This is a genomic window from Longispora albida DSM 44784, from assembly GCF_000379825.1.
Lineage (GTDB): Bacteria > Actinomycetota > Actinomycetes > Mycobacteriales > Micromonosporaceae > Longispora > Longispora albida.
In genome coordinates this window covers 1-26,722 of record NZ_KB903819.1, presented here as the reverse complement: position 1 = coordinate 26,722, position 26,722 = coordinate 1, and the positions used below count along the sequence as shown (strand labels likewise).

26 protein-coding genes are annotated in these 26,722 nt (G+C 71.9%); 8 read left to right on the top strand and 18 right to left on the bottom strand.

What is annotated here, in order from left to right:
* Positions 1-17: 17 nt before the first annotated feature.
* Positions 18-1,775, top strand: coding sequence for a DUF6311 domain-containing protein (locus A3G1_RS0111705; RefSeq protein ID WP_245563484.1), 1,758 nt, complete (start codon positions 18-20; stop codon positions 1,773-1,775).
* 9 nt (positions 1,776-1,784) lie between these two features.
* Here A3G1_RS0111705 and A3G1_RS34390 read toward each other — a convergent pair whose 3' ends face one another.
* Together A3G1_RS34390 and A3G1_RS34385 are read right to left on the bottom strand one after the other, a co-directional pair.
* Positions 1,785-2,678, bottom strand: a complete 894-nt coding sequence (locus tag A3G1_RS34390) for a helix-turn-helix transcriptional regulator (protein ID WP_018349657.1) — start codon at positions 2,676-2,678, stop codon at positions 1,785-1,787.
* Between the two features lie 709 nt (positions 2,679-3,387).
* Positions 3,388-4,614, bottom strand: a complete 1,227-nt coding sequence (locus tag A3G1_RS34385; RefSeq protein WP_018349656.1) for an MFS transporter — start codon at positions 4,612-4,614, stop codon at positions 3,388-3,390.
* 123 nt (positions 4,615-4,737) lie between these two features.
* Here A3G1_RS34385 and dtd point away from each other — a divergent pair, with 123 nt between their 5' ends.
* Positions 4,738-5,172 (top strand): D-aminoacyl-tRNA deacylase, encoded by a 435-nt coding sequence (gene dtd / locus A3G1_RS0111690; RefSeq protein ID WP_026212060.1) that lies wholly within the window; start codon positions 4,738-4,740, stop codon positions 5,170-5,172.
* Here the strand turns inward: dtd and A3G1_RS0111685 are convergent.
* The 5 genes from A3G1_RS0111685 to A3G1_RS0111665 form a co-directional block, all read right to left on the bottom strand.
* Positions 5,169-6,338 carry a Dyp-type peroxidase gene (locus A3G1_RS0111685; RefSeq protein WP_018349654.1) on the bottom strand — a complete coding sequence of 390 codons (1,170 nt, stop codon included), beginning with the start codon at positions 6,336-6,338 and terminating at the stop codon, positions 5,169-5,171. The two genes, dtd and A3G1_RS0111685, sit on opposite strands and share 4 nt — an antisense overlap.
* Complete coding sequence (locus tag A3G1_RS34380; RefSeq protein WP_018349653.1) at positions 6,335-6,850, bottom strand: copper chaperone PCu(A)C; 516 nt, start codon at positions 6,848-6,850, stop codon at positions 6,335-6,337. Before A3G1_RS34380 ends, A3G1_RS0111685 begins: the two co-directional genes overlap by 4 nt.
* A complete protein-coding gene (locus A3G1_RS0111675; protein WP_026212059.1) occupies positions 6,850-7,482 on the bottom strand; it encodes an SCO family protein in 633 nt (210 codons plus the stop codon). Before A3G1_RS0111675 ends, A3G1_RS34380 begins: the two co-directional genes overlap by 1 nt.
* A 72-nt stretch (positions 7,483-7,554) precedes the next feature.
* Complete coding sequence (locus A3G1_RS34375) at positions 7,555-8,166, bottom strand: class I SAM-dependent DNA methyltransferase (RefSeq protein WP_083936876.1); 612 nt, start codon at positions 8,164-8,166, stop codon at positions 7,555-7,557.
* 10 nt (positions 8,167-8,176) lie between these two features.
* Positions 8,177-8,578 (bottom strand): hypothetical protein, encoded by a 402-nt coding sequence (locus A3G1_RS0111665; protein WP_018349650.1) that lies wholly within the window; start codon positions 8,576-8,578, stop codon positions 8,177-8,179.
* Positions 8,579-8,750: 172 nt separating this feature from the next.
* Between A3G1_RS0111665 and A3G1_RS0111660 the strand changes: the two genes are divergently transcribed.
* Positions 8,751-9,701, top strand: coding sequence for a sporulation protein (locus A3G1_RS0111660; protein ID WP_018349649.1), 951 nt, complete (start codon positions 8,751-8,753; stop codon positions 9,699-9,701).
* A 101-nt stretch (positions 9,702-9,802) separates the two neighbouring features.
* Here the strand turns inward: A3G1_RS0111660 and A3G1_RS34370 are convergent, their stop codons facing one another.
* From A3G1_RS34370 to A3G1_RS34360, 4 genes are all read right to left on the bottom strand, one after another.
* Positions 9,803-10,768, bottom strand: a complete 966-nt coding sequence (locus A3G1_RS34370; RefSeq protein ID WP_018349648.1) for a DUF4037 domain-containing protein — start codon at positions 10,766-10,768, stop codon at positions 9,803-9,805.
* A gap of 39 nt (positions 10,769-10,807) precedes the next feature.
* A complete protein-coding gene (locus A3G1_RS0111650) occupies positions 10,808-11,824 on the bottom strand; it encodes an ROK family transcriptional regulator (RefSeq protein ID WP_211216286.1) in 1,017 nt (338 codons plus the stop codon).
* Positions 11,825-12,061: 237 nt separating this feature from the next.
* Positions 12,062-13,393 carry a dihydrolipoyl dehydrogenase family protein gene (locus A3G1_RS0111645; RefSeq protein WP_018349646.1) on the bottom strand — a complete coding sequence of 444 codons (1,332 nt, stop codon included), beginning with the start codon at positions 13,391-13,393 and terminating at the stop codon, positions 12,062-12,064.
* Positions 13,394-13,530: 137 nt separating this feature from the next.
* Positions 13,531-16,263, bottom strand: a complete 2,733-nt coding sequence (locus A3G1_RS34360; protein WP_018349645.1) for an AfsR/SARP family transcriptional regulator — start codon at positions 16,261-16,263, stop codon at positions 13,531-13,533.
* A gap of 188 nt (positions 16,264-16,451) precedes the next feature.
* Here A3G1_RS34360 and A3G1_RS0111635 point away from each other — a divergent pair, with 188 nt between their 5' ends.
* Genes A3G1_RS0111635 through A3G1_RS34350 form a run of 3 tightly spaced genes read left to right on the top strand, consistent with a single transcriptional unit; the run spans position 16,452 to position 17,801 of the window.
* Positions 16,452-16,979, top strand: a complete 528-nt coding sequence (locus A3G1_RS0111635) for a hypothetical protein (protein ID WP_018349644.1) — start codon at positions 16,452-16,454, stop codon at positions 16,977-16,979.
* A 12-nt stretch (positions 16,980-16,991) separates the two neighbouring features.
* Positions 16,992-17,552 (top strand): hypothetical protein, encoded by a 561-nt coding sequence (locus A3G1_RS39575; RefSeq protein ID WP_018349643.1) that lies wholly within the window; start codon positions 16,992-16,994, stop codon positions 17,550-17,552.
* Between the two features lie 30 nt (positions 17,553-17,582).
* Positions 17,583-17,801: a hypothetical protein gene (locus A3G1_RS34350; protein WP_157641068.1), complete on the top strand. Its 219-nt coding sequence runs from the start codon at positions 17,583-17,585 to the stop codon at positions 17,799-17,801.
* Here A3G1_RS34350 and A3G1_RS0111620 read toward each other — a convergent pair whose 3' ends face one another.
* The 3 genes from A3G1_RS0111620 to A3G1_RS34345 all read right to left on the bottom strand — a co-directional run bounded on the left by A3G1_RS0111620 (position 17,802) and on the right by A3G1_RS34345 (position 21,992).
* Positions 17,802-19,685, bottom strand: a complete 1,884-nt coding sequence (locus A3G1_RS0111620) for an MGH1-like glycoside hydrolase domain-containing protein (protein WP_018349641.1) — start codon at positions 19,683-19,685, stop codon at positions 17,802-17,804.
* A complete protein-coding gene (locus tag A3G1_RS0111615) occupies positions 19,678-21,645 on the bottom strand; it encodes a beta-galactosidase (protein WP_026212057.1) in 1,968 nt (655 codons plus the stop codon). The genes A3G1_RS0111620 and A3G1_RS0111615 overlap by 8 nt, the downstream gene beginning before the upstream one ends.
* 98 nt (positions 21,646-21,743) lie before the next feature.
* Positions 21,744-21,992: a hypothetical protein gene (locus A3G1_RS34345; RefSeq protein ID WP_018349639.1), complete on the bottom strand. Its 249-nt coding sequence runs from the start codon at positions 21,990-21,992 to the stop codon at positions 21,744-21,746.
* Positions 21,993-22,131: 139 nt separating this feature from the next.
* Between A3G1_RS34345 and A3G1_RS0111600 the strand changes: the two genes are divergently transcribed.
* On the top strand, positions 22,132-22,902 hold the full coding sequence (locus A3G1_RS0111600) for a S1 family peptidase (protein WP_018349638.1): 771 nt from the start codon (positions 22,132-22,134) through the stop codon (positions 22,900-22,902).
* Here the strand turns inward: A3G1_RS0111600 and A3G1_RS34340 are convergent.
* Genes A3G1_RS34340 through A3G1_RS38435 form a run of 3 tightly spaced genes read right to left on the bottom strand, consistent with a single transcriptional unit; the run spans position 22,889 to position 24,926 of the window.
* Complete coding sequence (locus tag A3G1_RS34340) at positions 22,889-23,236, bottom strand: SCO6045 C-terminal-like domain-containing protein (RefSeq protein WP_018349637.1); 348 nt, start codon at positions 23,234-23,236, stop codon at positions 22,889-22,891. The genes A3G1_RS0111600 and A3G1_RS34340 overlap by 14 nt on opposite strands.
* A complete protein-coding gene (locus tag A3G1_RS0111590) occupies positions 23,233-24,054 on the bottom strand; it encodes an MbnB/TglH/ChrH family RiPP precursor modification enzyme (RefSeq protein ID WP_026212054.1) in 822 nt (273 codons plus the stop codon). Before A3G1_RS0111590 ends, A3G1_RS34340 begins: the two co-directional genes overlap by 4 nt.
* The gene (locus A3G1_RS38435) at positions 24,051-24,926 is read right to left on the bottom strand and encodes a TIGR04222 domain-containing membrane protein (RefSeq protein ID WP_018349635.1); all 876 of its coding nucleotides are present in this window, start codon (positions 24,924-24,926) and stop codon (positions 24,051-24,053) included. The genes A3G1_RS0111590 and A3G1_RS38435 overlap by 4 nt, the downstream gene beginning before the upstream one ends.
* Positions 24,927-25,104: 178 nt before the next feature.
* Here A3G1_RS38435 and A3G1_RS0111580 point away from each other — a divergent pair, with 178 nt between their 5' ends.
* Positions 25,105-26,217 carry a hypothetical protein gene (locus A3G1_RS0111580; protein ID WP_051110510.1) on the top strand — a complete coding sequence of 371 codons (1,113 nt, stop codon included), beginning with the start codon at positions 25,105-25,107 and terminating at the stop codon, positions 26,215-26,217.
* A 73-nt stretch (positions 26,218-26,290) separates the two neighbouring features.
* On the opposite strand, the gene A3G1_RS0111575 is transcribed toward A3G1_RS0111580, so the two are convergent.
* A partial coding sequence (locus A3G1_RS0111575; protein ID WP_018349633.1) for a hypothetical protein occupies positions 26,291-26,722 on the bottom strand: 432 nt, incomplete at its 5' end.

The window sequence follows — 26,722 nt, the reverse complement described above, 5'->3', positions numbered from 1 at the left end:
TCGTTATGATCCGGTTCATGCCGGTCGCAGTGCAGCATCGGGCCCGGACGGGCCGTCACTCCGTGCCCGCGTGGCCCCGGCTCGCCCGGGCACGCGGCGGTCCCTGGCTGCGCGACGCGGCGGTGAGCGGGGCGTTCCTGGCCCTGGCCTTCTGGGTGACCGCGGGCCTGTGGGCCGGCCCGGGTACCCGTGGCGTCGCCGTGAACCTGAACGACCAGGCCCAGACGGAATGGTTCCTCGCGTGGGCCTCACGGTTCTGGCTGGGCGGCGCTGCGCTGCTGACGGACCTGATGAACAGCCCCGACGGCGTGAACATGATGGCCAACACCAACAACCTGTTCCCCGGTGCCCTGCTGGCCCCGGTGACCTGGATCTGGGGCCCGGCGGTCACGTTCACGACGCTGGCGACGCTCAACCTGGCACTGACGGCGGCCGGCTGGTACCTGCTGTTCGCCCGGGGCTTCCGCCTGCACCGGCTCGCGGCGGCCGCCGGAGGGGCACTCTGCGGGTTCGCGCCGTGCATGGTCTCCCACGCCCACGGCCACATCAACCTGACGAGCCACTGGCTCATGCCAGCCATCGTGTACTGCGTGCTCCGGCTGACCCGAGGTCAGACCCCCGTCCGGACCGGCGCCGCCCTCGGCCTGCTCGTCGTGGCCCAAGCCTTCACAGGCGAGGAGGTCCTGTACCTGGGCGCGCTCACCCTGGCGCTCCTGACCCCCGCCTACGCGCTCGCCGACCGGGAGCTGACCCGCCGCGCTGCCCGGCCGCTGCTGACCGGGCTGGCGGTGGGCGCCGCTGTGGCTGTCGTCATCCTCGCCCGGCCACTGTGGCTCCAGTTCGCCGGGCCGCAGCGCGGCTGGGAGGGGCTGTACCCGCCGGAGAACTACTCCGCCGACCTGCTCAGCTACCCGGCCCTGTCCCCGTTCACGCTGGCCGGGGCTGGCGGGGACGCCGGCCGGCTGGCTGGGCACCCCGCCGAGATGAACACGTTCCTCGGCTGGCCGCTTCTGCTGCTGTTCGCGGCTGCCGTGGTGTCGTGCTGGCGGCTGCCGTTCGTCCGCGCCGCCGTACCGGTGTGCATCGTCCTCTTCGGACTCTCGCTCGGGCCCGGCCTCGTGATCGGCGGCGAGCGCACGGACTACCACGGGCCGTTCCAGCTGCTCCGGGACGTGCCGGTGATCGTGTGGGCGCTGCCGACCCGGTACGCGATGGCGCTCGTGCCGCTCATCGCCGCCGTGCTCGCCCTGGCCGTCCACGCGGCGCTACAGGCCACGCGCCTCCGGGCGCTGATCAGCGCAGGCCTCACCGCGACCGTGCTGGCCGCACTCTTCCCGATGCCGATCGAGGCCGCCGGCCGGACCCCGGTACCGGAGTTCTTCACCCAGGGGCACTGGAGGGAATGCGTCCAGCCGGGCGGTGTCCTGGTGCCCGTACCCATCCCGGTGCCGAGCGACCCGGGCAGCCTGCGCTGGGCCGCTGCGGCTCACGCGGCCTTCGGCGTACCGGAAGGCCAGTTCATCGGCCCCAACGGCTACGGAACGCCCGCGCGCCCGACGTCGGCACTCCTCGCCGAGGTACGCCGGACCGGCGTCGTCCCGCCGATCGGCGACCGGGAACGCGCCTCGGCCGCCACGGACCTCCGGCACTGGCGGGCGTCGTGTGTGGTGCTGGGCCCGGCCGAGCACCGTACCGAGCTGAACACCGTCCTGGAGCGGCTGCTCGGCCCGGGACGGCGGATCGCTGACGTGCAGGTGTGGCAGCCACAGCTGTGAGGACGGGACTCAGGTCACGACCCCGAGATCCCTGGCGTTCGGCGTGAGGCCCCTCTGGCTGGCCATGATCCCGGCCTGGAACCGGCTGGTGGCCCCGATCTGCTCCATCATGTCGGCGATGTGGCGGCGGCAGGTACGCAGGGAGATGCCCAGCCGCCGGGAGATCACCTCGTCCTTGAGGCCGTCGGCGAGCAGCATCAGGATCGCCCGCCGGGTCTGGTCGGTGACCTGCTGGGCCGCTGCCGGGCCCGGCTCGTAGCCGATCGCGCGGTGCCAGATCTGGTGGAACGTGTCTACCAGGAACTCGATCAGCGCCCGGTCCCGCACCACCACCGCGCCACCCTCGTGCGCCCGGTCGGGCAGGAACGCCGTAGCCCTGTCCACAATGATCATCTGGCCGGGCAGCTCGTCCATCGTCCTGACCTGGCTGCCCGCCGCGATCACCTGGTCGATGTACTCCCGCGTCGGCTCGTGGAACCGCGCCGTGTGCTGGTACAGCGTCCGCATCGCCACGCCCCGGCCGAGCAGGGCCAGATCCCGGGGCAGCGCCTCGGCGAGCGCGGCCGGGGGCCGGGCGCCGCCCGACTGGCAGGTCAGCACCTCGTCCCGGCACTGGGCCACGGTGTCGGAGATGAGCGCCCGGACGGTCTGCTGGTCGTGCACACTCTCCAAAGAGGACTGGTCCTGGTGCCGGGCGTGCAGGTATATCGGATTCAGCCCGGCCATGTACGCCCGGTGCTGTGCGATCTTGTCCCGCTTGCGGCGCAGCTCTTCCTCCGCTGCCCGCAGCTCCGCCTCGCCGGGGCCGAGCAGTGCGGCCGCCGCGGCGTCCGGGCTGACCGGGATGAGCCGGAGCCCGTCCGGCTCGGGCTGGAGGAGTCGCAACTCTGTCAGTGTCGACATCGCAATTGCGCATTCGCCTTCGGGCAGGCACAGTTCTGAGGCGAGATTCGTAAGATCATCCGCCTGCACGTGCCGGCACCGCAACGCCCATCGATACAGGGCCAGGGCTGTGTCACTCATTCCCGGAAGGTCATCGAGGTGACCGGCTTGTGTCGTATCACCCACGTTTGCCTTCCTTCCGGTTGCTGCCCTGCACTTTGCTGACCCATCAATTCCCTGGTTTCGCCCATTTGCGCCGGGCAAGGTGAGTCTAGAACGGCAAGCCGTGATGTGTTGCCACAGATTCGTTCCGCTCCGAGAGTCCAGTTAGGAATGATCTCGGCCGGCCGGAACGGCGTGAACGTGGCGCCTTCGCCCCTCACGGAGAGGAACAATCCGAGGCCCGGCCAGGTGCTGCCGCCTCGCGGATGCCCAGGAGCGCGCCAGGGGAGTGCCAGCACTCGCCGGTGCCAGACAGGGCACAGTGGACAATTGCCAGGATTGGCGTTGTCAGCGAGCCGGTCAGCCGGAGTCAGTCCGCTCGTGAGAGAGTGACGGAGCTAACGTTCCATAGTTTCCCGTCTCGGCGGGGACAGCGGTGGTATCCAACTGCCGCGGGGTGGGTGGCGGGTCCCACGCCGGTGAACTGAGGCGGCCCGGGGCGCGTACAGCGCTCCGGGCCTCCATTGTGCTCGGTCGTCCCCAGTTTCCACCCGTCCGGTGAGGACGCTCAGGCCGCTGCGGCTTCCTCCGCCACGCGGGGAGCCGGAGCAGGCTCGGCGTCAGCTGCGGGGGCGGCTGTCCGCCGGGCGAGCGGCCAGGCCACCAGGGTCAGCAGCAGGCCGATCCCGCCGATCGCCGCGAAGGCCCAGGACGGGCCGAGCTGGTCGCTGGCGAGGCCGGCCAGCGGCGCGCCGATCGCCATGCCGACCGTCATCGCCGAACCCTGCAGGCCCATCGCCTCGCCACGCGCCGAAGCCGGCACCCGGGCGGACAGCTCGGCGGTGTTGGAGGTGAGGGCCGGTGCGCACAGCGCGCCAGCCGGGATCAGTGCGAGCGCCATGAGCCACCACTGCCCGCTGGCGAGGCCGATCGGGATGGTCAGCAGGGCCATCCCCGCGGCGAGGATGACGGAAGGCGTGCCGTTGCGGAGCGCGCCGTAGACGAAGCCGCCAGCCAGCGAGTACACGCACCACAGGCCGATGACGACGCTGATCATACTTTCCTGGCCGCTCTGCCGGAGGTTGGCGACCATCGCCAGCTCCGTGCCGGTCAGGGTGAACGTGGTGGCCAGCGCGACGATGAGCATCCCGATGAAGCTGGGCCGCAGCCAGGTCCGGCGCGGCGGGGCCGGGGGCGCTTCCTCTGAGGCGCTGTTCTCGTTGGTCCTGGGGTTGAGCACGAACAGCGCGACGCCGACGGCCACGGCCCCCGTACCGACCACGATCATGCCGAGCCTGGGCGAGAACTGGGTCGCGAGGACCACGGCCATCGCCGGGCCGATCATGTACGACAGCTCGGTCGACATCGAGTCCAGCGCGTAGGCCGTGCGGCGCTGGTCCTCCGGTACCTGGGCCGCGATGGCCTGGCGGATCGCCGAGAAGATCGGGATGCCGGCCAGGCTGCACAGGAACCCGGCGACCAGCAGCGCCGGATACGGCAGCAGCGGCGCCGTCGACCAGAAGACCAGCGCGAGGATCGTGCCGACGACGGTCGTCGCCCGCAGCCCGCGCCGGTCGGTCATCCGGCCCATGAAGGGCGCGCCGATCGCTGCCGCGACGGTCACGGCCGTGGCGACCAGGCCGGCCTCGGCGTAGTTGCCCTTGAGGTCGCCGAGGACGTGGAACGTCAGCGCCATGCCGGAGGCGACCAGGGGGATCCTGGCCAGGAACGCGAAGATCATCAGAACCTTCACGCCCGGCAGGGCGAGCACGGTCCGGTAGGCAGTCAGGCGCATGCCGCCATAGTCGCTCCTGGGTATGACAAGACTCAGGCGAATTAGCCCTGCGGGTGTCCGAGATCACCTCCGCAAGCCGGCCGGCGAGAGCCGGAGGTGCCCAGCTCGGGCAAGATGGCTGGCATGCGCGCAGTGGTACAGACCGTGAGCCGGGCCAGGGTGACCGTCGGCGACGAGGTCACCGGGGAGATCGGCAGGGGTCTGCTGGTGCTGGCCGGCGTCACGCACACCGACACCGCCGCCGACGCCGCGAAGCTCGCGCGGAAGATCTGGGAACTGCGGATCATCGGCACGGCCGACGGCGAGCGGTCGGCCTCCGACCTGGGCCTGCCGGTGCTGGTCGTCAGCCAGTTCACCCTGTACGCCGACACGCGCAAGGGCCGCCGCCCGAGCTGGAACGCCGCGGCCCCGGCCGGCGTGGCAGAGCCGCTCGTCAAGGCGCTCACCGAGGAACTCCGCTCGCTCGGCGCGACGGTCGCCACGGGCCGCTTCCAGGCGCACATGCTCGTGGAGAGCGTGAACGACGGCCCGTGCACGATCGTGCTGGAGACAACCTAGAGACCGAGGACCGCGGCCCCGACGCAGGTGCCGGACGCCGGCGGTACGAGATAGACGCCTGATCCTGTGTGGACGGTGAAGCGGTTGAGCGCGTCAGACGCGGCGAGCCGCTCCTGTACCGGCACGAAGGCCGTGCGCGGATCCGCCTGGAACGCCAGGAACACCAGCCCGGCATCCTCAGGCCCGTCGTCGTAGCTGTACCCGCGCCGCAGCATCCGGGCGCCGCGGTTCACGCCGGGATTGGCGAGCCGGATGTGCGCGTCGGCCGCGATCACGTACTCGCCGCCGGCATCGCGCCTGTTCAGCTCCGGCGGGTCGGATTCGGCCTTGCCGGTGAGGGGTGCGCCGTCGGTGAGGCGCCGCCCGATGACTCGTTCCCTGACGGCGGGCGGGGTGTCGTGCCAGGTGCCGAGCAGCATCCTGATCCGCCGGTACACGAGGAACGTCGTGCCGGACGGCTGAGCCCAGACCGCGCTGTCGAACAGGCCGGAGCCCGGTGCCGGGTTGGCTGTCCCGTCCAGCTGCCCCATGAGGTTGCGGGCGGTCGCGGCAGGGTTGACCGAGGCGGCGGCGGTCGGCCGGAAGCCGCTCTGCTGCCAGCGCAACCGCGTGCCAGGCACGCGCCGGAGCTTCTCCGCCGCGAACGCCACCACCATCGGGTCTTCCGCGCACACCTGGAGCAGCACGTCCCCGCCGCCACGCTGCTCTTCCAGGCGGTCACCGGCGAAGGACGGCATCGTGAGCTGGCCGGGCACCGGCCGCCCGAGCTTGGCGAACAGCGACTGCCCGAGCCCGGCCGTCACGGTCAGCGCCGCCGGGGCGAGCCCCAGGTCAGCCTGCCCGGCTGCCAGCTCGGCCGCCAGATTCGTCCATGCCGTCAGCGCGGCCTTCGCGGCCGCTGGCTCAAGGTCAAATGCCAGGAGGCGGAGGTGTGCTGGCGGTGCCTCCGCGATGCCCGGCTGGCCAGGCCCGGTGCCGCGCACGGTCTCCCACGCCCGTCCCGGCCGCTGCGGCTCAGGCGACTGCTCATTTTGTACGAGAGCCGCAGCCCCCGCTCCCAGCCCAGCACCCGCCGTCGCGGCCCCGCCGGCCACCAGCCCGAGCACCCGCCGCCGCCCGAAACCCACCGGCTCGGGCTCCTCAGCCAGCTCCGGGTCCTGGCTCATGCTCCGGTCTTGATCGGGGCGTCGACCACGAGCACGCCGCCCTTGGTGAAGCTCAGCGCGAGCCGGACCTTGCCGCCGGCCTTGAGCGGGCGCGGCACGTCCAGCAGCATGATGTGGTACCCGCCGGGCTTCAGGACGGCCTTGCCGTTCGCCGGTACCGGGATGCTGTCCACCTTGGACATCGTCTCCGCGCCGTTCTCCGCCTTGACGGTGTGCAGCTCGATCCGGTGCGCCGACTCGGTGAACACGGACTGGAGCTCGTCGGCCTCCCCGGTGTTCGTGATCTCCAGGTACGCGGCGGCGACCTTCGGGTTGGCCGGTTCGCGGACCCACGCGCCCGAGACGCTGAGCGCGCCCTTGCTGGCCTGCACCTCGCCAGCAGCCGGGGCTGCGGACGCGGTCGTGCCCTGGCCAGTCTTGCCGGGCTCCTTGCCGCCGTCACCCGAACAGCCAGCCGCGAGCCCCGCCACGACGGCCAGCGCGAGGATCGGGGAGATTCGCCGGATCTGCACTACTTCTCCTTCGGGTAGATCTTCAGCAGCAGCGGGATGTCGTGGGCGAAGTCGTCCGGCGACGTGCCGCTGCGGTAGAACCGGTGGGCCAGCCCGTCCGGCGTGAACGCGACGACCTGCGCGCCGTGTTCCACCTCGTAGTCGCCCTGGGAGTTGACCTTCGGCGGGTCGAGCCCGATGCCCACGCTCCTGGCCAGCTCGACGATCGGGGTGATCTCGCCGGTCAGGCCGGTGAACGACGGGTCGAACCTGTCCAGCCAGGCCCGGAAATCCTTCGGGGTGTCCCGCGCGGGATCCGAGCTGACCATCACCACCCTGACCTGCGCCCGGGTCGCCTCGGGCAGCTTACGCAGCGCGGCGGCCAGGTCGGCGACCGTGGTCGGGCAGACATCCGGGCAATTGGTGTACCCGAAGTACAACAGGGTCAGCTTGCCCTCGCCCAGCCGCGCCGCGACGTCGAAGGGCTGCCCGGCCAGGTCGGCCAGCACAGCCTTCGGCCGCTCGAACGGCTTGCCCAGCTCGGTACCCCGCAGCTGGCTGACCTGCTTCGCGTCCGGCTCCTCAGCCGCCGAGCAGGCCGGAACCAGCAGTACAGCCGCCGCCGTGATCGCGGCGAGCACTCTCCGTCGCATCTGCCCTCCCGCACTGGTGTGACGGTGGGTAGTCGGCGGCGGAACCGGCCACGGTTCCCGGTATGACCGGAGTCACCCCAGCACGGACAGCGTCCGCAGCCAGGTCTCACCGGAGGGGCTGTGCTGCTCGCGCGCCTCCCGTACCCCGAATCCGGCCTCGGTGAGCCGTTCGCGCAGCTCGGCCTCCGAGTACTTGGCGAAGAACCGCTCCACGACCGACTTGTTGCTGATCTCCCAGGTCTCGCCGTCGCCGGCCTTCACGGCGAGCATCAGCACGCCGCCCGGCCGGAGTACCCGGGCCATCTCGGTGAGCGCTGCCGGGGCGAGTGACTTCGGCACGTGCAGGAACGAGGCGTTGCACCACACCCCGCTGAAGACAGAGCCGCCGAACGGCAGGGCGCACAGATCACCCTGGACCAGCGGCCCGGCGTTCCGCGTGGCAGCCTCGGCGAGCATCCCGGCCGACAGGTCCAGCCCGGACACCCGCGCGCCGGCCCCGCGCAGGTGTGCCATGTCCTGCCCCGGCCCGCACCCGAGGTCGAGTACCTGCCCCGCCAGCGCGCCGAGCGCGGCGAACTCGGCCGCGAGCAGCCGCAGCGGCGGGGGAGTCTCCACATGGAACGAGGCGTAGCGGCCAGCCTGTTCGTCGTAGATCGCGCGCATCCGGTCACGTACTTCGCTCATGCACGTGACCCTAACCGGTCACGGTGGACAGCCGTTCGCGCACGGCGGCCCGGATGACCGCCACGTCCACGGCCGTCCCGTCGAAGCTGATCCGTTCCTCGCCGGGGACCTCGACGCTGTACAGCCCTGGCCAGCCGAGTTCCGCCCACGGCACGAACCGCCGCCTGCCCGCCGTCCGCGACGTGATCCCGGCCGGGCCCAGCTCCAGCCACCGCAGCCCGCCCGCGACCGTGAACCAGGCCGTGATCGCCCACGGCACGCCGACCAGCCGGTCACCGTCCACAGCGAACTCCGGGTACGGCGGACGCCGGGCCAGCCGGCGAGCCACGTACCCGGCCAGCAATCCACCGCAAATGCCCGTGATACCGGCTGAATCGCCCGAGTCGCCGAGCCCGAGCGCCAGCAGGCACACCAGAACGGCACCCAGGGGCGGGACGTAACGGGGGCATGGGGAAAGAGTAAGTGTTCACCGCAGGTACAAGATAAAGAAGGGTTTGGGGTTTTTCCTGGTCGGCGTCCCGACACCAGGCTGACCTGTTCCTCGGCTACCCTCGGGAGAAGGCTTATTCGACAGGAGTCACCAAGTGGTCTTCAAGAAGATGATGCGTGCGTTCGGCGTGGGCGGCCCGTCCGTCGACACCGTGCTGACCAACCCGAACACCCGGCCGGGTCTCAACCTGGAAGGCCACGTCAACATCACCGGTGGCGACCACGTGGTCGACATCGAGTACGTCTCGCTGGGCCTGGTGACCAAGGTCGAGGTCGAGAGCGGCGACAGCGAGTACAACCAGGTCACCGAGTTCCACCGGCTGAACGTGGCCGGCCGGTTCCAGGTCATGCCGAAGCAGCCGATCTCGATCCCGTTCCAGTTCCCGATGCCGTGGGAGACCCCGATCACGAACGTGACGGGCGGCCAGCGCCTGCACGGCATGACGATGGGCCTGCGCACCGAGCTGGCCGTGGCCGGCGCGATCGACAAGGGCGACCTCGACCAGGTCAACGTGCACCCGCTGCCGGCCCAGGAGCGGATCATCGAGGCCTTCGGGCGGCTCGGCTTCCGGTTCAAGGCCGCAGACGTCGAGCGCGGCCACATCCGTGGCTCCCGGCAGACGCTGCCGTTCTACCAGGAGGTCGAGTTCTACGCCCCGCCGCAGTACCCGGGCGTGAACGGCGTCGAGGTCACCTTCCTCGCGAACCCGCAGTACATGGACGTCATCCTGGAGTTCGACAAGCGCGGCGGGCTGTTCACCAGCGGCCACGACACGATCACGTACAACACGGTCGACTACCGCACTGTGGACAGCACCGACTGGGCAGCCCAGGTCGACGCCTGGTGCCGCGCGGCTCTCGGCCGCCGCCAGTCCTACGCCCCGCAGCAGGGCCACTACCCGCCGCCGCAGCAGCCGCACTACGGCCACCAGCAGCACGGCTACCGGCACCGCCGTGGCCACGGCATGGCTGGCGGCGTCGTCGGCGGCCTGGCGGCCGGCTACGTGGCCGGCGAGGTCCTCGACGACCTCTTCGACGGCGACTGACCAAGAACCAGGGCACACCGGCCGGTCAGGCCGGCCGGGAGCCCCGGCAGGACGTGCGGCGCGGGACGGACGAACCGTCGCGCGCCGCGCCATGCCACCAGCTACCCGGCCAGGCCCTGGGGCAGTGCCTGGCCGGCCACCCACGACAGGCGCGCGTCGCACAGCACATCGGAGTTGTCGCTGATCATGTCGACGCCGCCGGTCGGCGGGGCACCGCGCAGCACCGGGTCGCTGATTCCGGCCATGAGCCCGCCGATCAGCCCAGCGGTGTCGACCACCCGGAAGGGCCGGTCGTGGAAAGGCCTCGGCGTGGCGTCGACCGGAGCGGTCAGCCCGGTCGCGTTGTGCGCCGCGATCAGGTCCGCGTAGGACCGCAGCAGAGCTTCTTCTCTTTCCTGCCAGGTGCCGGCGCTGAGCGCCGTTGCCAGGTGCGGGTTCTGCCCGGCGGCCGAGCCGAGCCACTTCGCGTACGGAGGGTAGCGGCGCTGGTAGAGCAGCCCGAGCCGGAGCACGTCCCTGGCGAGCCGGGCGGTGACCAGCCGCGACCCGAGATCATCACCCACCTCGCCGCATCGCCCGGCGAAGGGCTGTTCCTCCTCGATCCGGCTCCACAGCCCGGCGAGCTGGAAACGCCACACGTCCCCGGGGTAGAAGGTGAGCTGTTCGCGGACGGGCGCGAGCACCCCCAGCCCGTCGTGGAACACCGCCCCGGCCGTCACCTCCAGCAGCCGCTGGGCCGGGATGGCCAGCCAGCCGCGGGCGGTGAGCCCGGCACGCGGGTCGGTGCCGAGGATCCCGGTCAGCCAGGCCCCGATCTCGTGTACCGCGATCCGGTGCTCCGCCAGCCCGGGTATGCGCAGCTCGGGGACCTGCGCCGGGTCCTCGGCGAAGATGTCCAGCCGGTACCACCAGTCGTGGTCACGGGACCGCTCGGTGTCCAGGCCCAGCACGTCGGAGCCGGGGCCCAGCCGGCCGGCCGAGTGCCGGATCCCCAGCTCGCGCAGCATGGGCCCCACGGTCCCCGCGTAGAAGGCGCGGGCCATCTCCAGCCCGGGTACGAAGGTCATGCCGCTATTCGTACCCGGCCGCGCGCGTTCCCGCTGTCCCTACTGGACCGGTTCGGCGCAGTACACCAGGCTGTCGAGGGCGACGGCTGCCGCGCCCAGCACCCCGGCGTTCTCCCCGAAGGATGTCGGGGTGATCTCCAGGTTCTCGCGGAGGGCCGGGCTGATCCGGCCGAGCAGCCCGCGCCGGAGCCGGTCGAGCAGCGGATCGGCCAGCTCGGTGAGCGCGCCGCCCAGCACGACGAGCGTCGGGTTGAACAGGCTCACGGCCGGGGCCAGCCCGTCACACAGCCGCCCGAGGAACTCGTCCGCGCGGGCCGAGGAGTCGCCGAGCTGGATGCCGAGCCGGGCCAGGTACTCGGTGGACACCACCGTCTCCAGGCAACCGTGCCCGCCACAGTGGCAGGGCCGGCGGTCCGCGACGACCTGCTGGTGCCCGAAACGCGGGATGCCGTACCGGCCGGCCTGGAACAGGTCGTCGGGAATCACGATCCCGACGCCAGTGCTCTCCTGCACGGACACGAACAGCACACTCCTCGCGTGCCGCCCGTCGCCGAACCGGGCCTCGGCCAGCGCCATCGCCTGCGCGCCGAACTCTTCGACCACGGGTGCCTGCAGTGCCCGGCTGATCCGCTCGGCGAGCCGGTGGCCGGCCCGCTCCGGATGGTCGATCGGGTCGGGGGTGGCCACGCCGATGCCGAGCACCGTCCGGCCGGTCGCCTCCACGTCCTGGCACATCCGGCGGAGCCTGGCCGGCACGTCGGCCGGAAGGCAGTCCACGGCCTCGATCAGCTGGCCGAGGATGTCGTAGCTGGCGACCCGGACCCGGTCGGAGGCGCTGTCGACGGCCAGCACGGCCGAGGCCCCGGCGTCGAGGGCCAGGTCGGTGCCCGGCGGGCCGACCTTGCTGCGGCGCGACCTGGTACCGGTCTCTGCGACCAGGCCCTGCCCGGTCAGCTCGGTGATGACGGCGGACACCGACGGCGCGGAGAGCCCGGATCGGCGGGCCAGCTCCTGCCTGGGCAGTGGTCCTTCGTCACGTAACAGCCGGAGAATCATTCCACGATGATGGGCGCGCAGATGCCGGGGCATCAGCGGTCGGGCTGACACGATGTTTGTTCCTCCCCAAAGAGCACAGCGGCTCTCCCCGGGCAGCGTGGCTCCATCGCCAAGCGCCAGCCCCCGCCGCCATCTCTGACCGTAACAGCACGGATACGGTCGGTGGAAGTGGCGTTTTCGCAAATACTGCGCGAAAACCCGGGCCGCAGACTGTCTACAGTGTACCCGGGCGGGGTACTAGAGCTTCTGGAGTGCGTCCTCGATCGCCCGGTGGAAGGTCGGGTATGCATAGATCATGGTGCGCAGCCGGTCGATTGGCACCTCGGCGTGCACGGCCACGACCAGCGCGGACAGCACCTCGCCGCCCATCGGGCCCGCCGACGTGGCGCCGACGAGCACCCCGCGGTCCGCGTCGGCGACGAGCTTGACGAAGCCCTCGTTGCCGACTTTGTGAATCCAGCCACGTGTCGCCGACGGCAGCTCGGTGAATCCAGTCCGGACATTGACGCCCTGTTCGCGTGCCTGCGCCTCGGTCAGCCCCGCCGCGCCGATCTCCGGGTCGGTGAACGTGACCCGGGGGAGTGCCGTGTAGTCGGCCGCCGGGCCGTCCTCGCCGAGGATGTCGCGGGTCGCGATGGCCGCCTGGTACATGGCGATGTGGGTGAAGGCGCCGTGGCCGGTGATGTCGCCGACGGCCCAGAGCCGTTCGGCCGCGCGCATGTGGCCGTCCACTGTGATCGTCCTGGCCTGCGGGTCGAGGCCGACGGCGTCCAGGCCCAGCCCGGACAGCGCGGTGCGGCGGCCGGTGGCGACGAGGAGGCGTTCGGCCCTGATCTCCGTACCGTCGTCGAGCGTCACGGCTCCCTCGCGGACCCGGACCGCCGAGCGTCCGGTGAGGACGGTGATGCCGTGGCTGGTGAGTACCCGGGTGATGAGTGCGGACGACTCCGGCTCCTCCATCGCGAGCAGCCGGCCGGCCGCCTCCACAATGGTCACGCGCACGCCGAACCTGGCGAACACCTGTGCCAGCTCCAGCCCGATCGCCCCGCCGCCGAGGATGGTCAGCGTCTCGGGCAGCTCGGCGGCGGCCACGGCATCCCGGCTGGTCCAGTAGCGGGTCTGCGCGAGGCCCTCGATCGGCGGGACGGCCGGTTCGGTACCGGTGGCCAGCACGATCCCCAGCCGGGCCTCGTACACCTGCCCGGCGACGGTCACCTGGCCCGGGCCGGTGATCCTGCCCCGGCCGCGCAGGAACGTCCCGCCCTTGCCGGTGAACCGGTCCACCGCCACCCGGTCGTCCCAGTCGTCGGTGGCCTCGTCCCGGATCCTGTTGTGCACGGGGGCCCAGTCCGGTGTGGCCTCAGCTGTGCCGGCCAGCCGGGGTACCCGCCGGGCCTCGGCGAGGGCGTTGCCCGCCCGGATCATCATCTTGCTCGGGACGCAGCCCCAGTACGGGCACTCGCCGCCCACCAGGCGGTCCTCGATGCCCAGGACCTCCAGGCCAGCCTCGGCGAGCTTGCCGCCGACCGCCTCGCCACCCACACCCATGCCGAGCACGATCACGTCCATTGCGCCAGCTTAGGGTGTGCTGCCCCGATACCCGGCCGGCCGCGCCGCGTGGTGGCCAGCGCCCGGCGTGTATCTGATCTGTATGCCCCGCCGGTAACGTGACCGGCGGTGGCCGTCACGGGGGCGGCCGGCCCCGGTCACGACGTGCCCAGCGTGGTCATCGCCTGCCTGACCTCCGCCTCGCCGGCCTCGTCGCCGAGTTCCTCGCAGAGGGCCAGTGCGGTCTCCAGATCGGCGCGCGCCTGGTCTGCCTGGCCGAGCCCCGCCAGTACGGGAGCGCGGGCTAACAGGGCGTTCCACTCGTGGAGCCTGCTGCCGGTCTGGCGGCACAGCCGGAGCCCCTCGGCGTAGTAGGCCAGCCCGGCTCCGGTGTCGCCGAGCGCCGAGCAGGCCCGGCCGAGGGAGAGCAACGTCCGGGTCTCGCCGGTCAGGTCGCCGTTCTCGCGGCGCAGCACCAGGCAGGCCGTGAGCCGTTCGACACCCTCCGCGTACCGTCCGAGTTCGACGGACAGGTCACCGAGGTTGTGCAGGGTGATCCCGGCGGCCACCCGGTCGCCGATGGCCTGGTGCAGGGCCAGGCTCCGGCTCAGGCAGGCCAGGGCCTCGTCGTGCTCGCCCTCGCTGAGTGCCGTGATCCCGAGCCCGTCCAGCAGGAACCGCTCGACGTCGAGGCCTGCCGCGAGTTCCAGCCCGCGCCGCAGGCACTCGCGGGCCTCGCCGAACCGGCGGGCCCGGCCGTGCGCGCCACCCAGGTCGAGCATCGCCCGCGCCTCGGACTCCACGTCGCCGATCCGGCGGGCGGCCGCGGCGGTCAGCTCACTGGCCTCCCGCCACGCGCGTGCGTTGTTCGCCGCCAGGTGGGTGTTGATCGCCCCGCCCAGATGGATCGTGTACGTGGCCAGCTCGTCGTCCTCCGCCGACTGCCGCAGGAGTGCCATGACGCTGGCCTCCTCCTGGGCGAACCACGCGGTGACACCGGCGGCCCCGCGCACGGCTGGCACCTCGGTCTCCGGCAGCCCGGCGACGAAGCCCAGCAGCGGCGAGCCCTTCAGCAGCGGGCGCAGCTCGGCACGCAGGGTGGCGGCGGCGCGCACGTAGTAGCCGAGGACCCGGCGCATGGCCGCCGTCCGCTGTTCCCTGCCGAGGTGCAGGCTCGCGAGGCCGGCCGCGAAGAGCCTGAGCAGGTCATGCATCTTGTACCGGCCGGGCCCGCACGGCTCGATCAGCCGCTCCCCGGCGAGCTGGTCGAGCGCGACGGCCGCCTCGGCAGGGCTGGTCTCCAGGAGGGCTGCGGTGACCTCCGGCCCGATCTCGGCGAGCTTGAGCAGCCCGAGAGCGGGGAACGCCCTGGCGGCCAGCTGCCCGGCGTCGGTGGCGAGCGCCGCGTAGCTGACCGCGAGCGAGGAGCGGACGGCCAGCTCGTCGAGGCCGAGTTCGTCGAGGCGGCGGCGCTCGTCGCGCAGCCGGGCGGCCAGGGCTGCCGCCGTACGGTCGGGCCTGCCGGTCAGCCGGGCCGCCGCGATCCGCAGGGCCAGGGGCAGCCCGCCGCACAGCTCCGCGATCTCCCGGGCCGCCTGCTCGTCGCCGAGCGGCCCGAGCAGCGCCACCGCCTCACCGGCAGGCAGGACGTCGAGGGACACCCGGGCGGTCGCGTCCAGAGTCGACAGCACGCGGCGGCTGGTCACGATCACCGCGCACTGCGGGGCCGAGGTGAGCAGCGGCCGGACCTGGGCGGCGCTGGCAGCGTTGTCGAGCACGATCAGCACCCGCCGCCCGGCGAGCAGCGTCCGGAACCGCCCGGCTGCCTCCTCGGCGGCAGCGGCCGTGGTGTCCCCGAGCACCCCGGGGTCCCCGAACGCGCGGAGGAACCGGCCGAGGGCCTCACCCGGCTCGACCGGCGGCAGCCCGGCGTGGGCGCCCTGGAGGTCGATGTAGAGCTGGCCGCCGGGGAAGTCCCCGGCCAGCCGGTGCGCGGCGTGCAGCGCCAGTGTGGACTTCCCGACGCCGCCCGTACCGTCCACGGCGATCAGCGCCCCGCCCGCCCGGGCGGCCCGGAGGATCGCGGCCAGGTCATCGGCCCGGCCGGTCAGCGGCGGTACCGGCGGGAGCTGCCTGGGCACAACCACCGGCACCGGGGTCAGCACGGGATCGCGGGCCAGCACGGCAGCCTGGAGTTTCTGGAGGCCGGGGCCGGGCTCGACGCCCAGCAGGTCCTGGAGGGCGCGGCGGGCTGCGGAGTAGACGGCGAGCGCTCCGGCCGGGTCGCCGCCCCGGTACACGGCGAGCATCAGGTGCTCCCAGCTCCGCTCGCGCAGCGGATGCTCGGCTGTCGTGATCCGCAGCCCGGGGATCAGCTCGGTGTGCGCGCCGAGCGCCAGCCGCGCCGCCGTGTACTCCTCGGCGGCCAGCAGCCGGCTCTCGTCGAGGGCCGCGAGCCGGTGCCCGAGCAGCGGGCCGGCCGGGAGCTGGTCGCCGGCCGGCCCCCGCCACAGCGCCAGGGCCTGCCCGAGTGCCGCCACCGTCAGCGCCGGATCGGCGGCGGCGCGGCCCTCGGCGACGAGCCGGGTGAACACGTCCAGATCGGATTCGCCCGGTTCGACGCGGAGCTGGTACCCCTGGTCGCGGGCGAGCAGGCGGCTGGGGCCGAGGAGCTGGCGGAGGCCGGCGGCATAGGTACGCAGGTTGGCGGTGGCTGAGGCGGGTGGCGTGCCCTCCCACAGCAGCTCGGTCAGCTTGCGCAGCGACACGGGTGCTGGGGCTTCGAGGACCAGGACGGCCAGCATGGCGCGCTGCTTCGGCGCGCCGAGGGTCAGCGCGGCACCCCCGCTGCGGACTTCGAGCGGGCCGAGCAGCCGGAACTGTGTCTCCACGGCCCTCACCTCCCGACCGGCAGCGTCTGGCGTACGGAAACGTCCACTCTAGACCGTCGCGGTCTCAGGCGGCTTCTCCTGCGGGGGCGGGATTCCTGGTACGAGCACTGGATGATCACTCGCGGTCCGTGCAGTGTCAAGCCAGTCGTCTCAGCCGGGACACAGCTGCCCAGGTCCAAGATCAGATCATGAAGACCACGAAGACCGTGATGGCCGGTGTACCGCGCTGGGCGGACCGCCTGGCTCGCTGGGTGCCCCTCATGACCCTCCCGTCGGGGCTGTGGCGCGTGGCCCTCGTCGCCGGCCTGCCGATCGGGGCCGTCAGTGCCGGCACCATGCCGCTGTGGGAGAAGGGCTACGTCCTGAGCCTGAGCGTGGTGAGCGAACTCCTCGCCCTGCTCACCCTGGGCCTGGTCCAGCCGTGGGGCGAGCGGGTACCCCGCTGGGTACCGCTGCTGGGCGGCCGTCGCATCCCCCGGATGGCCGCCGTCGTCCCCGCGGTCCTCGGCGGGCTGGCGCTGACCCTGATCTGGGAGTTCTACGCGATGGGGGTGCTGTTCCTCGAGGGCGGCTTCGACAACGCCGGATTCACGATCGCCGGGAACGTCCTGCTCGTGGTCTGCTACGCCCCGCTGCTCGCCTGGGGCCCGGCCCTGCTGGCCGTGACCTGGGCGTACTACCAGCGGCGGGGTTTGCGGCAGCCCGTGGCCGGGTAAACAGGAAAAGTGGTGAGATTCCCGCTCAGATACGACCGGCGCTGGCTCCCGTACCTGCGGGCGCTCGGCCTTGGGCCGCGCCGTAGTGCCGTGGAGGTCGACGGGGGAGTCGCCGGCCGGGTCGAAGCCCGGATGGGCTGGGCGAGCCTGGGCACCACAGTGGACAACGTCGCTTCCGCGCAGGTGACTGGCCCGTACCGATGGTGGCGTGCGATCGGTGTCCGCGCCTCGCTGACCGGCGGAGGCCTGACCTTCGGCTCGAGCACCCGGGCCGGGGTACTGATGACCTTCCGCCGGCCGGTGCGGTACGTGGGAGTGCGCTGGCGGAGCCTGACGGTGACCGTCGCGGACCCGCACGGGCTGACCGCTCACCTGCTGCACGCCGCAGTGGCACCCGGACCCGCCCGCCGGGCCGGAGCCTCCATCGCCGACCGCGATCAGAAGCCAGCCAGGGAAGACGCCCCTGACCCAAAGCCCCAGCCGCAGCCGGTGTCCCGGCCGGGGCCCCGCCCGCCCGGCCGCGAGCTCCCGTCCCGGATGGAACCAGCCGGCGAGCCGGGCACGGAAAGCTGACCGCCAGGGTCCTCCGCTCGTTTTCCCGTCATGAGCACCGATCAGCCCCGTCCCACGGGCATGACGACCGAACCCGGGGACGCCCCCGCCGCAGATCCGGAGCCAGTGCCCGAGCCGCCACCAGCCCGGCCCGGCACCCTCGCGGAGTTACTGGGCACGCTCGACGCGGGCTTCGCCGCCAACGACGAGCGCCGGGCCAGCCGGGACGCGGCCCGCCGCCTGAGCAGGGACACCGATGCCCCTAGCTGATCACCGCAGCAGGAGGAGCAGCGCGGCGGCCGACCAGCTGAAGTTCGGCGAGCACAGGCGCGCGCCGGTCAGCGGCTGGTAGTTCTCGTGGATCGGCGCGTCGCCGAGCAGGCCGTCGGCGTTGCGGAGCAGCTGGTCGAGGAACAGTGCCGCCTCTGAGGCGTACCCGCTGCGCCGCAGCCCCTCCAGCGCGAAGTACGCCTGGTCCAGCCACACCGGCCCCCGCCAGTACCCGTCCACGGTGAAGTGGGGGCTGCCAGCCGCGACGGTAGGGAACGGCACGTGGGTGGCGAACTCGGCCTGCAGCCCGGCGAGCACCCCGGCTGCCTGGGAGGACGTGGCGATGCCTGCCCACAGCGGGATCACGCCCTCGATGCCCTTGCCGGGCGCGGTCAGCGGCTTGCCGTCGAGAGCGTCGTAGAACCAGCCGGTCGCCGGGTCGTACATGCGCTCGCGGATCAGGCCGGCCGCCGGGGTCGGCAGGTAGACGTCGGACACGCCGATCTCGCGGGCGATGAGGGTGAGGTAGGACTTCTCGGCGACCAGGTACGCGTTCAGGCAGACGGACTGCTGGCTCAGCACGTACCCGTCGTGCGGCACCGCGGCGTCGAACCGTGGCGCGTTGTCCATCCCGGACTCCCACGCGGCGGCCTGGACGACAGCGGGCGCTGTGTCGTTGGCCGGGTCGACCGTCGCGCCGTACGCGCACAGCCCGTCGCCGGCGGCCCGGTGGTCGTACCACCACTGGTGGTAGGAGGCCAGGCGCGGGTACAGACGGCGGAGGAAGGCGAGGTCGCCGCCGGCCTGGTACACCTCCCACACCGCCCAGGCGGCCAGCGGCGGCTTGGTGTTCCGCTCGTTCCAGTTCTCCCCGGCACGGTTGTAGAACACCGCGTCGGGGACCATGCCGTCCTCGCGCTGGTGGTCGAACATCGACTCGACGATCGACGCGCCGAGCGCCGGGTCGAAGACGGCGACGCCGACCGCGTGCTTCCACGAGTCCCAGGCCCAGAAGCCGTTGAACACCGAGCAGCTCAGCGAGGGCGTCACGCCGTCGCGGCGGAGCGCACCGGCGGGGCTGCGCCAGTTGGTGACCAGCGTGACCAGGCACTTCACGGCGAGCCGCCGGTGCCCGGCCGCCACTCCGGCGAGCACGCGGTCGAGGTAGCCCTGCCAGCGGTCCTTCGGGTCGGCGTCGTCGACCGGGCGGGCCCGCTCAGCGGCCGTGAACGTGTACCGCTCGGCCCACCGGATCGGGAAGGCCGACCGGCGGGCCAGCACGACCTCCTCGTCCAGGGTCGTCTCGTACTCCCCGCCGGTCACCGTCGTCGTCACCGGCCGGTTGTGGATCACCTCGAACTGGGCGTCGGAGGTGGACAGGAACGACGCGGGCTCGCGGACGTCGCCGAACACGGCCCGCACGCCACGCTCCGTCGGCTCCAGCGCCGGGGCGTGCTCGTGGCCGAACAGCTTCCCGTGCCAGCTCACGCGGAGCCGCCGCGCCTCCAGCGTCGGGTTCGACAGGACGGCGGTCACGGTCGCCGACCGGGCCGAGCTGAACCACAGCCGCAGGGTCAGGTGCACACCCGGCCCGGTGCAGACCTGGGTCAGGGTGCCGGGCAGGTACTCGTTGGACTCCACCGTCAGCGGAACGGCCTCACCCGTCTCCGCGTCCGTGACCGCGATCCGGGTGAAGCACTCCGACAGCCACCACGGGTACTCCTCGGCCACGTACAGCGGCCCGGTGAAGCCGCCCGGCCCGGGGCTCAGCGCGTACGCGTGCCAGGCCCCGAGGTCGGAGAAGACGCTGACCGGGTTGAAGCCGGGCGGCTGGGCGGACTCCGGCACACCGGCCAGGTCCACGACGTTCGCGAACTCACTCATCGGCGTGCCCGGCCCTGATCACCGCCGCATCGCCAGGCCCGACCACCCCCGTGTACGCGGCTCCGGTCAGCAGGTCGAATCCGGGCAGCGGGACGGCCACCGGCTCGTCGCCGTGGTTCAGGACGAAGGTGTAGTCACCCCGGCGGGTGATCTCGGCTCCCGCGGGCCCCGAGGGCACCCCGGCCTCGGCCAGCACCCGGCCGAACAGGTCGGCGAGGCCGGAGTGGGACAGGAGAGTGGACACGTACCAGGCGGCCCCGGAGCCGGACGCGTTGCGGGTGACGGCGGGCCTGCCGCGCAGCACGCCGCTCGCGTAGGAGCCCAGCACCTCACACGTCCCCGGCACGATCCAGTCCCGCCAGAGCGTGCCCGTGTACACCGACCCGGCCAGCTCGACCTGCACCGGCTCGCTCGCCGGCAGCGGCCAGAACTCGTCGATCCGCAGGCCGAGCAGGTCACGGAGCACGCCGGGATAGCCGCCGGGGTGGACGTGGTCGTGCTCGTCGACCAGCCCGGAGAAGAACCCGGTCACCAGGTGCCCGCCGCCGGCCACGTAGGACTCCAGCCGGGCGGCGAGGGCTGTGGTGGTCAGGTACAGGTTGGGGGCGAGGACGACGCGGTATCCGGTGAGGTCGGCGGTCACCGGTACGAAATCGATCGTGATGTTCTTCTCCCACAGCGGGCCGTACCAGGCCCGCACCAGCTCTCTCCACCTGAGGAGCTGGGAGGGGTGTTCTTCGAGCTCCAGCGCCCACCACGAGTCCCAGTCGAGGATGATCGCGACGTCGGCGGTGGAGCGCGCGCCGGTGACCTCGGCCAGGCGGGTCAGCTCGCGGCCGAAGGCGACCGTCCGCGCCCAGCCACGGGAGGCCGTGCCGCCGTGCGGGAGCATCGCGGAGTGCCACTTCTCGGCGCCGGCCTTCGAGGCCCGCCACTGGAAGTGCATGACGCCGTCGGCGCCCCGTGCGATGGCCTGGAGCGAGCCCAGCCGGTACTGCGCGTCGGTCTTCGGCACGTTGACGCTGCGCCAGCTCACGGCGGACGGCGCCTGCTCCAGCAGCAGCCAGGGCTGGCCGCCGCGCAGGGAGCGCATCAGGTCGTAGTTCATCGCGGCGGTGATGTGCGCGAGCGGGTCGGCGGGGTCGGGGTACGCGTCGTCGGAGACGATGTCCTCCTCCGCGGCCCACTTCCAGTAGTCGAGGTCGCGCATCATCGACATGAAGTTCGTGGTGACCGGCACGCCGGCCGGCAGCTCTGCGCGCTCGGTCCGGTAGCACGCCAGCAGCGCGTCGGAGCTGAACCGCCGCCAGTCGAGCTGCTGCGTGGGGTTGCCGGGCCCCGGCAGGGCGCGCGGCGGCTCGACCTCGGCGAACGAGCCGTACCGCTGCGACCAGAACTCGGTGCCCCACGTGAAGTTCAGCGCCTCAACCGTCTCGTACTTCGCGGCCAGCCAGCGCCGGAAGTCCTCGGCGGACACCGGGCAGAAACACTCGGTGACGTGGTCGCCGTACTCGTTGCTGATGTGCCACAGCCGCACGGCCGGATGCGAGCCGAACCGCTTGGCCATCTCCCGGGCCAGCCTCGCCGTCGCGGCACGGAACTCCGGCGACGACGGGCAGTAGTGCTGCCTGCTGCCGAACTCCAGCCGGACGCCCTCGGCCGTGACCGGCAGGGCGTGCGGATACTTCCGGACGAACCAGGCCGGGGGAGAGGCAGTGCCGGTGGCGAGGTCCACCGCGATCCCGTGTCCCCAGAGCAGGTCGATCAGCCCGGCCAGCCAGCCGAGCTCGTACTCGCTCTCCCGGGGCTCCAGGCGGGACCAGGAGAAGACGCCCAGCGTGATCATGGTGACGCCGGCCTCGCGCATCAGCGCGGCGTCCTCCCGCCAGACCTCCGGGCCCCACTGCTCCGGGTTGTAGTCCCCGCCGTAGTGCATCACGTTCCTCTCACGGCCCGACATGATCAAACGGGAAAGTACCTGAGCGCACGGCGTGCCGCTGCCCCGCACCATGATCGTCACTGAGCCGTTAACTCCCCAGCGTTCAGCTATCCCAGTGTTCAGTTCAGCGCCGCGAGGTTGATGAACACCTCCCGGCGCTCCGTGGCGTTACCCCGATTGTCGAGAACGTACACCTCGGCCCAGCCCCAGCCGGCCACCGAGGACCGGCGAGCTGACATCTTGATCACCCGGACGGGCAGCCGGCGGCCCGCGAACTGGACGGACACCTGCCCGTCGAGCATGAACGTGTCACCAGGCTTGAGCAGGGGGAGAGTTTCGCGGCCGGGCAGGGCGAGCGCAGTGTTCATGCTGGATCCGACGCGCCGGACACGGGCCATGACGCGAATCGGCGCAGGTATTACCGCGCGGGCCGGAATCCGGCACGATCAGCTCCACCGGCAGCCCGCCGATCGCTGCCAGAATGAGATTCCCGCTCTGGAGGTCCAGATGCGACTTTCCCGCCTGGCCGCCGCCGTGATCCTCGCGGCCACCGCCCTGCTCGTCCCAGGCGAAAGACCCGTTCCCGGTACCGCGTGGTGGACAGACCCAGCCACCGGCCAGCTCACCGCCGCCGTGGACAGCACCGTCACCGGCCCGGCGCTGGCCAGAGTGGAGGCCACGGCTGCCCGGGTCGAGCGTTATCCCGGCCGGTTCACCGAGCACCTGTCGGGCGGCGACACGTTCCTCAACGGCTCCTACCGGTGCACTGTGGGCTTCAACGTCGTCGACAACCTCGGGGTGCTCTACTTCCTCACCGCAGCACACTGTGTCGGCGCCGTGGGCTCGCCAGTCCCGAACATCGGCGTCGTGACCGGCCGGAACACCACCTACGACTACGCGATCGTGAAGTACACGAATCCGAACATCCCCAAGCCCGGCAACGTCACCCTGCACAACGGGAGCTTCCAGGACATCGTGCCGCCCGCTTCGAACGGCCTCGTCGGCCAGGCCGTCCGCAGGTCCGGCGGCACGACCGGCGTCCGCTCCGGCACGATCACCGCCGTCAACGTGACCGTGAACTATCCGAGCGGCACGGTCTACGGCCTGATCCGCACGAATATCTGCACGGAACCCGGTGACTCGGGTGCCCCGCTCTTCTCCGGCACCAAGGCCATCGGCCTGGCCTCCGGCGGCAGCGGTAACTGCACGTCAGGGGGCATCTCGTTCTACTCGCCCGTCACACGCCCGCTCAGCGCCTACGGGGTCAACGTCTATTAAGGACATCAATCCATTTCTTGTACCAGGGACGCCGCCCCGCCTCCCGCCGCGCCAGCTCCGCCTGCCCGGCAGGCCCGAGCTGGCCGGCCGAGGCGAGCGCCCGCGCGATCCGCAGCCCGTCGGCGTGCGCGCCCAGCGGCGGGTGCCCGGCCAGCAGCGCCCGCAGGTCGGCTTCCCTGGCCAGCGCTGGCCAGGCGGCTGCGACCTCACCCGCGCGCTTGACCAGCAGCGCATGCCGCATCACCGCCAGCTGCCCGGGATCGAACCCTTCCGGGTCCGGCCCGCCGGCCACCAGTGCCGCGACCAGCGCGGCCTGCCGTTCCGCGAGGCTCATCGGGTGTCTCCGGTGATCCGGGCCAGACCGGCTGCGTCAGCAACGGCGTCGAGCTCGGCCCGCAGCTCGTCAGCGGGCGGGTAGTGCCCATCCCGTTCGAGCAGTACCGGAGCGCCCCGGACGGCGTCCAGCAGCTCCAGCACGGCGCTGGGCACGGGCGCGGCGTGCGTGTCGTGGTAGATCCCGTCGTGCTCGGCCCCGCCCGCGACGTGCACGTACGCGATCCGGTCGAGGGGGAGCGAGGTCAGCGCCCCGAGCGGGTCCTGGCCGGCGTTGACGGCGTTGGCGTAGACGTTGGCGACGTCGAGCAGCAGGTACACCCCGGTCCGCTCCAGCAGCTCCGTCAGGAACTCCGCCTCGGTCAGCTCGTCCTCCGGCCAGCCGAACAGCGCGGCGATCGGCTCCAGCGCCAGCGGTACGGGCAGCGCGGCCTGCGTGCGGCGGACGTTGCGGACGAGGACGGCCAGGGCTTCGCGGCTGCGGGGTACGGGCAGCAGGTGCCCGGCCTCCATCCCGCCGCCCCTGACGAACGCGATGTGCTCGCTGACGAGCGGGGCCCGCAGCCACTCCGCGCACCGGGCCAGGTGCTCGACCCGCCGGGCCCCGACCTCCTCCGCACCGCCGAGCGAGAGCCGCACCCCGTGCGGGACGATCGGCACACCCCGGTCCCGCAGGTCAGCGAGCGGCCCGTCGAGGACGGCTGGCAGCGACTCCGCGATCACCTCGGTGAACCCCAGGCCGGGCAGCCCGGCCACGAACCCGGCGATCGGCGGCCGCCAGCCGAGCCCCAGCCCGCCGAGGGCCAGGCGCTCCGTCACCCGCCACCGCCGCCACAACCACCGCCTCCGCCGCCCCCGCAGCTGGAGCCGGAGCCCCCGCTACAGCTGGAGGACCCGCTGCCGCAGGCGGAACCGCTGCTACCGCCACAGCCACCACCGGAGTACATGCCGCTGTTGTACCCGGCGGCCTTCGCGGACGGCAGCCCCAGCTCGTCGGCGAACTCGTGGTCGGCGGCCCAGATCGCGGCCGCCCCGAACAGCGCGGCGCTCATGGCGGCACCGGAGTACCCGTAGACCGTCCACGACGGAGCGCTGGCCGGGTGGAGGTGCCGGTTGGAGCGGCGCAGGTCGTTCAGCACAGCCCTGCCACCGGGCGTCTGTTCCGGTACGCGGAGCGCGAAGAAGCCCGCGACGACGCACACCAGGGCCACCGCGAACATCCAGAACGGCGTCTCCGGTACCAGGATGAAGGCCGCCCCGCCGAAACCCCAGCCGAACAGCGTCAGCGCCCTGGTCCTGGCGGCGTCGCGCTCGGCGGGTCCGGAGAGCAGGCCCTGCCGGACCAGGTTGTCCCGCACGACGTCGTACTGCCGCATCACTTCCGGGTCGTAGACGGTCGCCGCCGTGTCCATCCGGCGGCACGCGGCCAGCACGGCCTTCTCCAGCGCGGTGAGCCCGGCGGGTTCCGGAGCGCCGGTGAGGCCTACTGCGTCGATCAGCCCCCGGGCACGCAGCCCGGCCAGGCACGCGTAGTGCGCGCCAGGCAGTCCACCCGCCAGCGCGCCGGCCGCGATCGGGCTCGTCAGGCTGGTGGCGGCCGGGGCCGGTCCGGAACGGCCACGGAGTCTCTGCACGGTCACGGCGAGGAGAACCACGCTGATGACCAGGTACGCGTAGTGAAGGATGCCCATCTCATGCCCCCGTTCGCAAGGAAGGTGGGCACCAGTGTGAGGCCGGTAGATCACAACTGGATGTCGGAATCCAGGCGCCATCCATTGTGAACTGTCGCCTCTCCGACACCATATTGTGACCAAGCTGTGGGTCGTGGACAGTGGCCGCAATGCATCGCCACATATGAATGGATCGATCATGCGGACAAGAACAAGCATCCGGATAAAGGCACGACTGCTGGCGGTCCTCGCCCTGGCCGCCGGGCTGGCAGCCAGTTCGCTGGGCATGGCGGCACCCGCGCAGGCCGCAACGGCCGACCGGTGGGGCTACGCGCTCGTCGACAACCCGGTGGTCCCGATCTGGGCCGGCCTGAACCCGGCCCGGAACTGGGTCACCACCGGCGTGCCCAGCGCGCAGGGCGGCAAGATCGCCACGGGCAGGTTCATGGTGAAGTTCCCCGGCATCGGGACTCCTGGCAACAAGGGCGTCGCCCACGTGACGACGGTCGACCGCAACGGCAACTACTGCGAGGTCGTGAAGTGGTTCCAGTCCGGCCTTGACGAGCTGGTCGACGTGGCCTGCTTCAAGCCGGGCGGCATCGCGGCGGACACGGCCTTCAGTGTCCTGTTCACGGTCAGCTCCGGCGTGCTCGGCGTCCCGCCGGGCAGCCACGCCTACGCGCAGTACGGCACGGTGTCGCTCGTGCAGGCCTACAACTCGACCGGCGGCGCGGTCGTCGTCGCCCCGATCGGCGCCGGCCAGTACCAGGTCCGGCTCAACGGGGTGCTCGGCACGGCCGGGGTCCTGGCCGGGAACGTGCAGGCCACGGCGATCCAGCCCAACCTCGCCCCGCGCCGCTGCAAGATCTACAAGTGGTACCCGAGCGGGCTCGACGTCATCGCCCACGTCTTCTGCTTCAACCAGGCCGGCGCCCTCACCAACACCGAGTTCAACCTGTCCTACCACCGGGAGCGCTCGGTGACCGGCTCGTTCGCCCCGCCGAAGTACATCGGGTACCTCGACACGATCTCCGGCGGCCAGACCAACTTCAACTACGTGATGGGCGGCTTCGGCTTCAACAGCTTCGGCCCGTCCGTCCCGGTCGGCCGGTACACGGTGAAGTACCCGCAGCTGGGCGTCAAGGAGACCCACGCGCAGATCACCGCGCACGGGGCCGGCAGCAACTACTGCAACCTCACCCAGAACTGGCTGCACTCCGGGCCGGACGCCATCGTGGACGTGATCTGCTTCGACAACACGGGCGCCTCGGCCACGCACAACTTCCTGTCCACCTTCACCTCCCGGGTCTGACGCCCTCCCGCGAAAAGCGAAACTGCCGGTCCCGCTGGGTGCGGGTCCGGCAGTTTCTTTTTGTTGCTGTTTTTTAGAATCCGTAGTCGGCCATGTATTTCGCCGAGCCGTAGATCCAGAGCTGGTCGTCGATGAGGTAGGTGAGGTCGAGTGCGGTGTCGCTGTCCCATGTGGCGACGTCGGCGAAGCGGGCTCCGCCGAAGCCGGTGCCGATGAGGACCCGGCTGGCCCCGTAGGCGTAGAGGTTGCCGTTGAGGGGGCCGCCTTCGATCCGGTAGATGACGTCGCCGCTGCCGTCGCGGTCCCAGTCGGCTACGCCGGCGAAGGTCGCGCCGCCGAAGCCGGTGCCGGCGCGCTGGGGGCCGCTGGCGTTGTACACCATGAGGTCGCCGGCGTTGGGGCCGCCGTCGAGCCGGTAGTACACGTTGGTGGCACCGTCGCCGCGTACGGCGAGGCCTGCGAAGGTCGCGCCGCCGAAGCCGCTGCCGGCGAGCCTGGCGCCGTC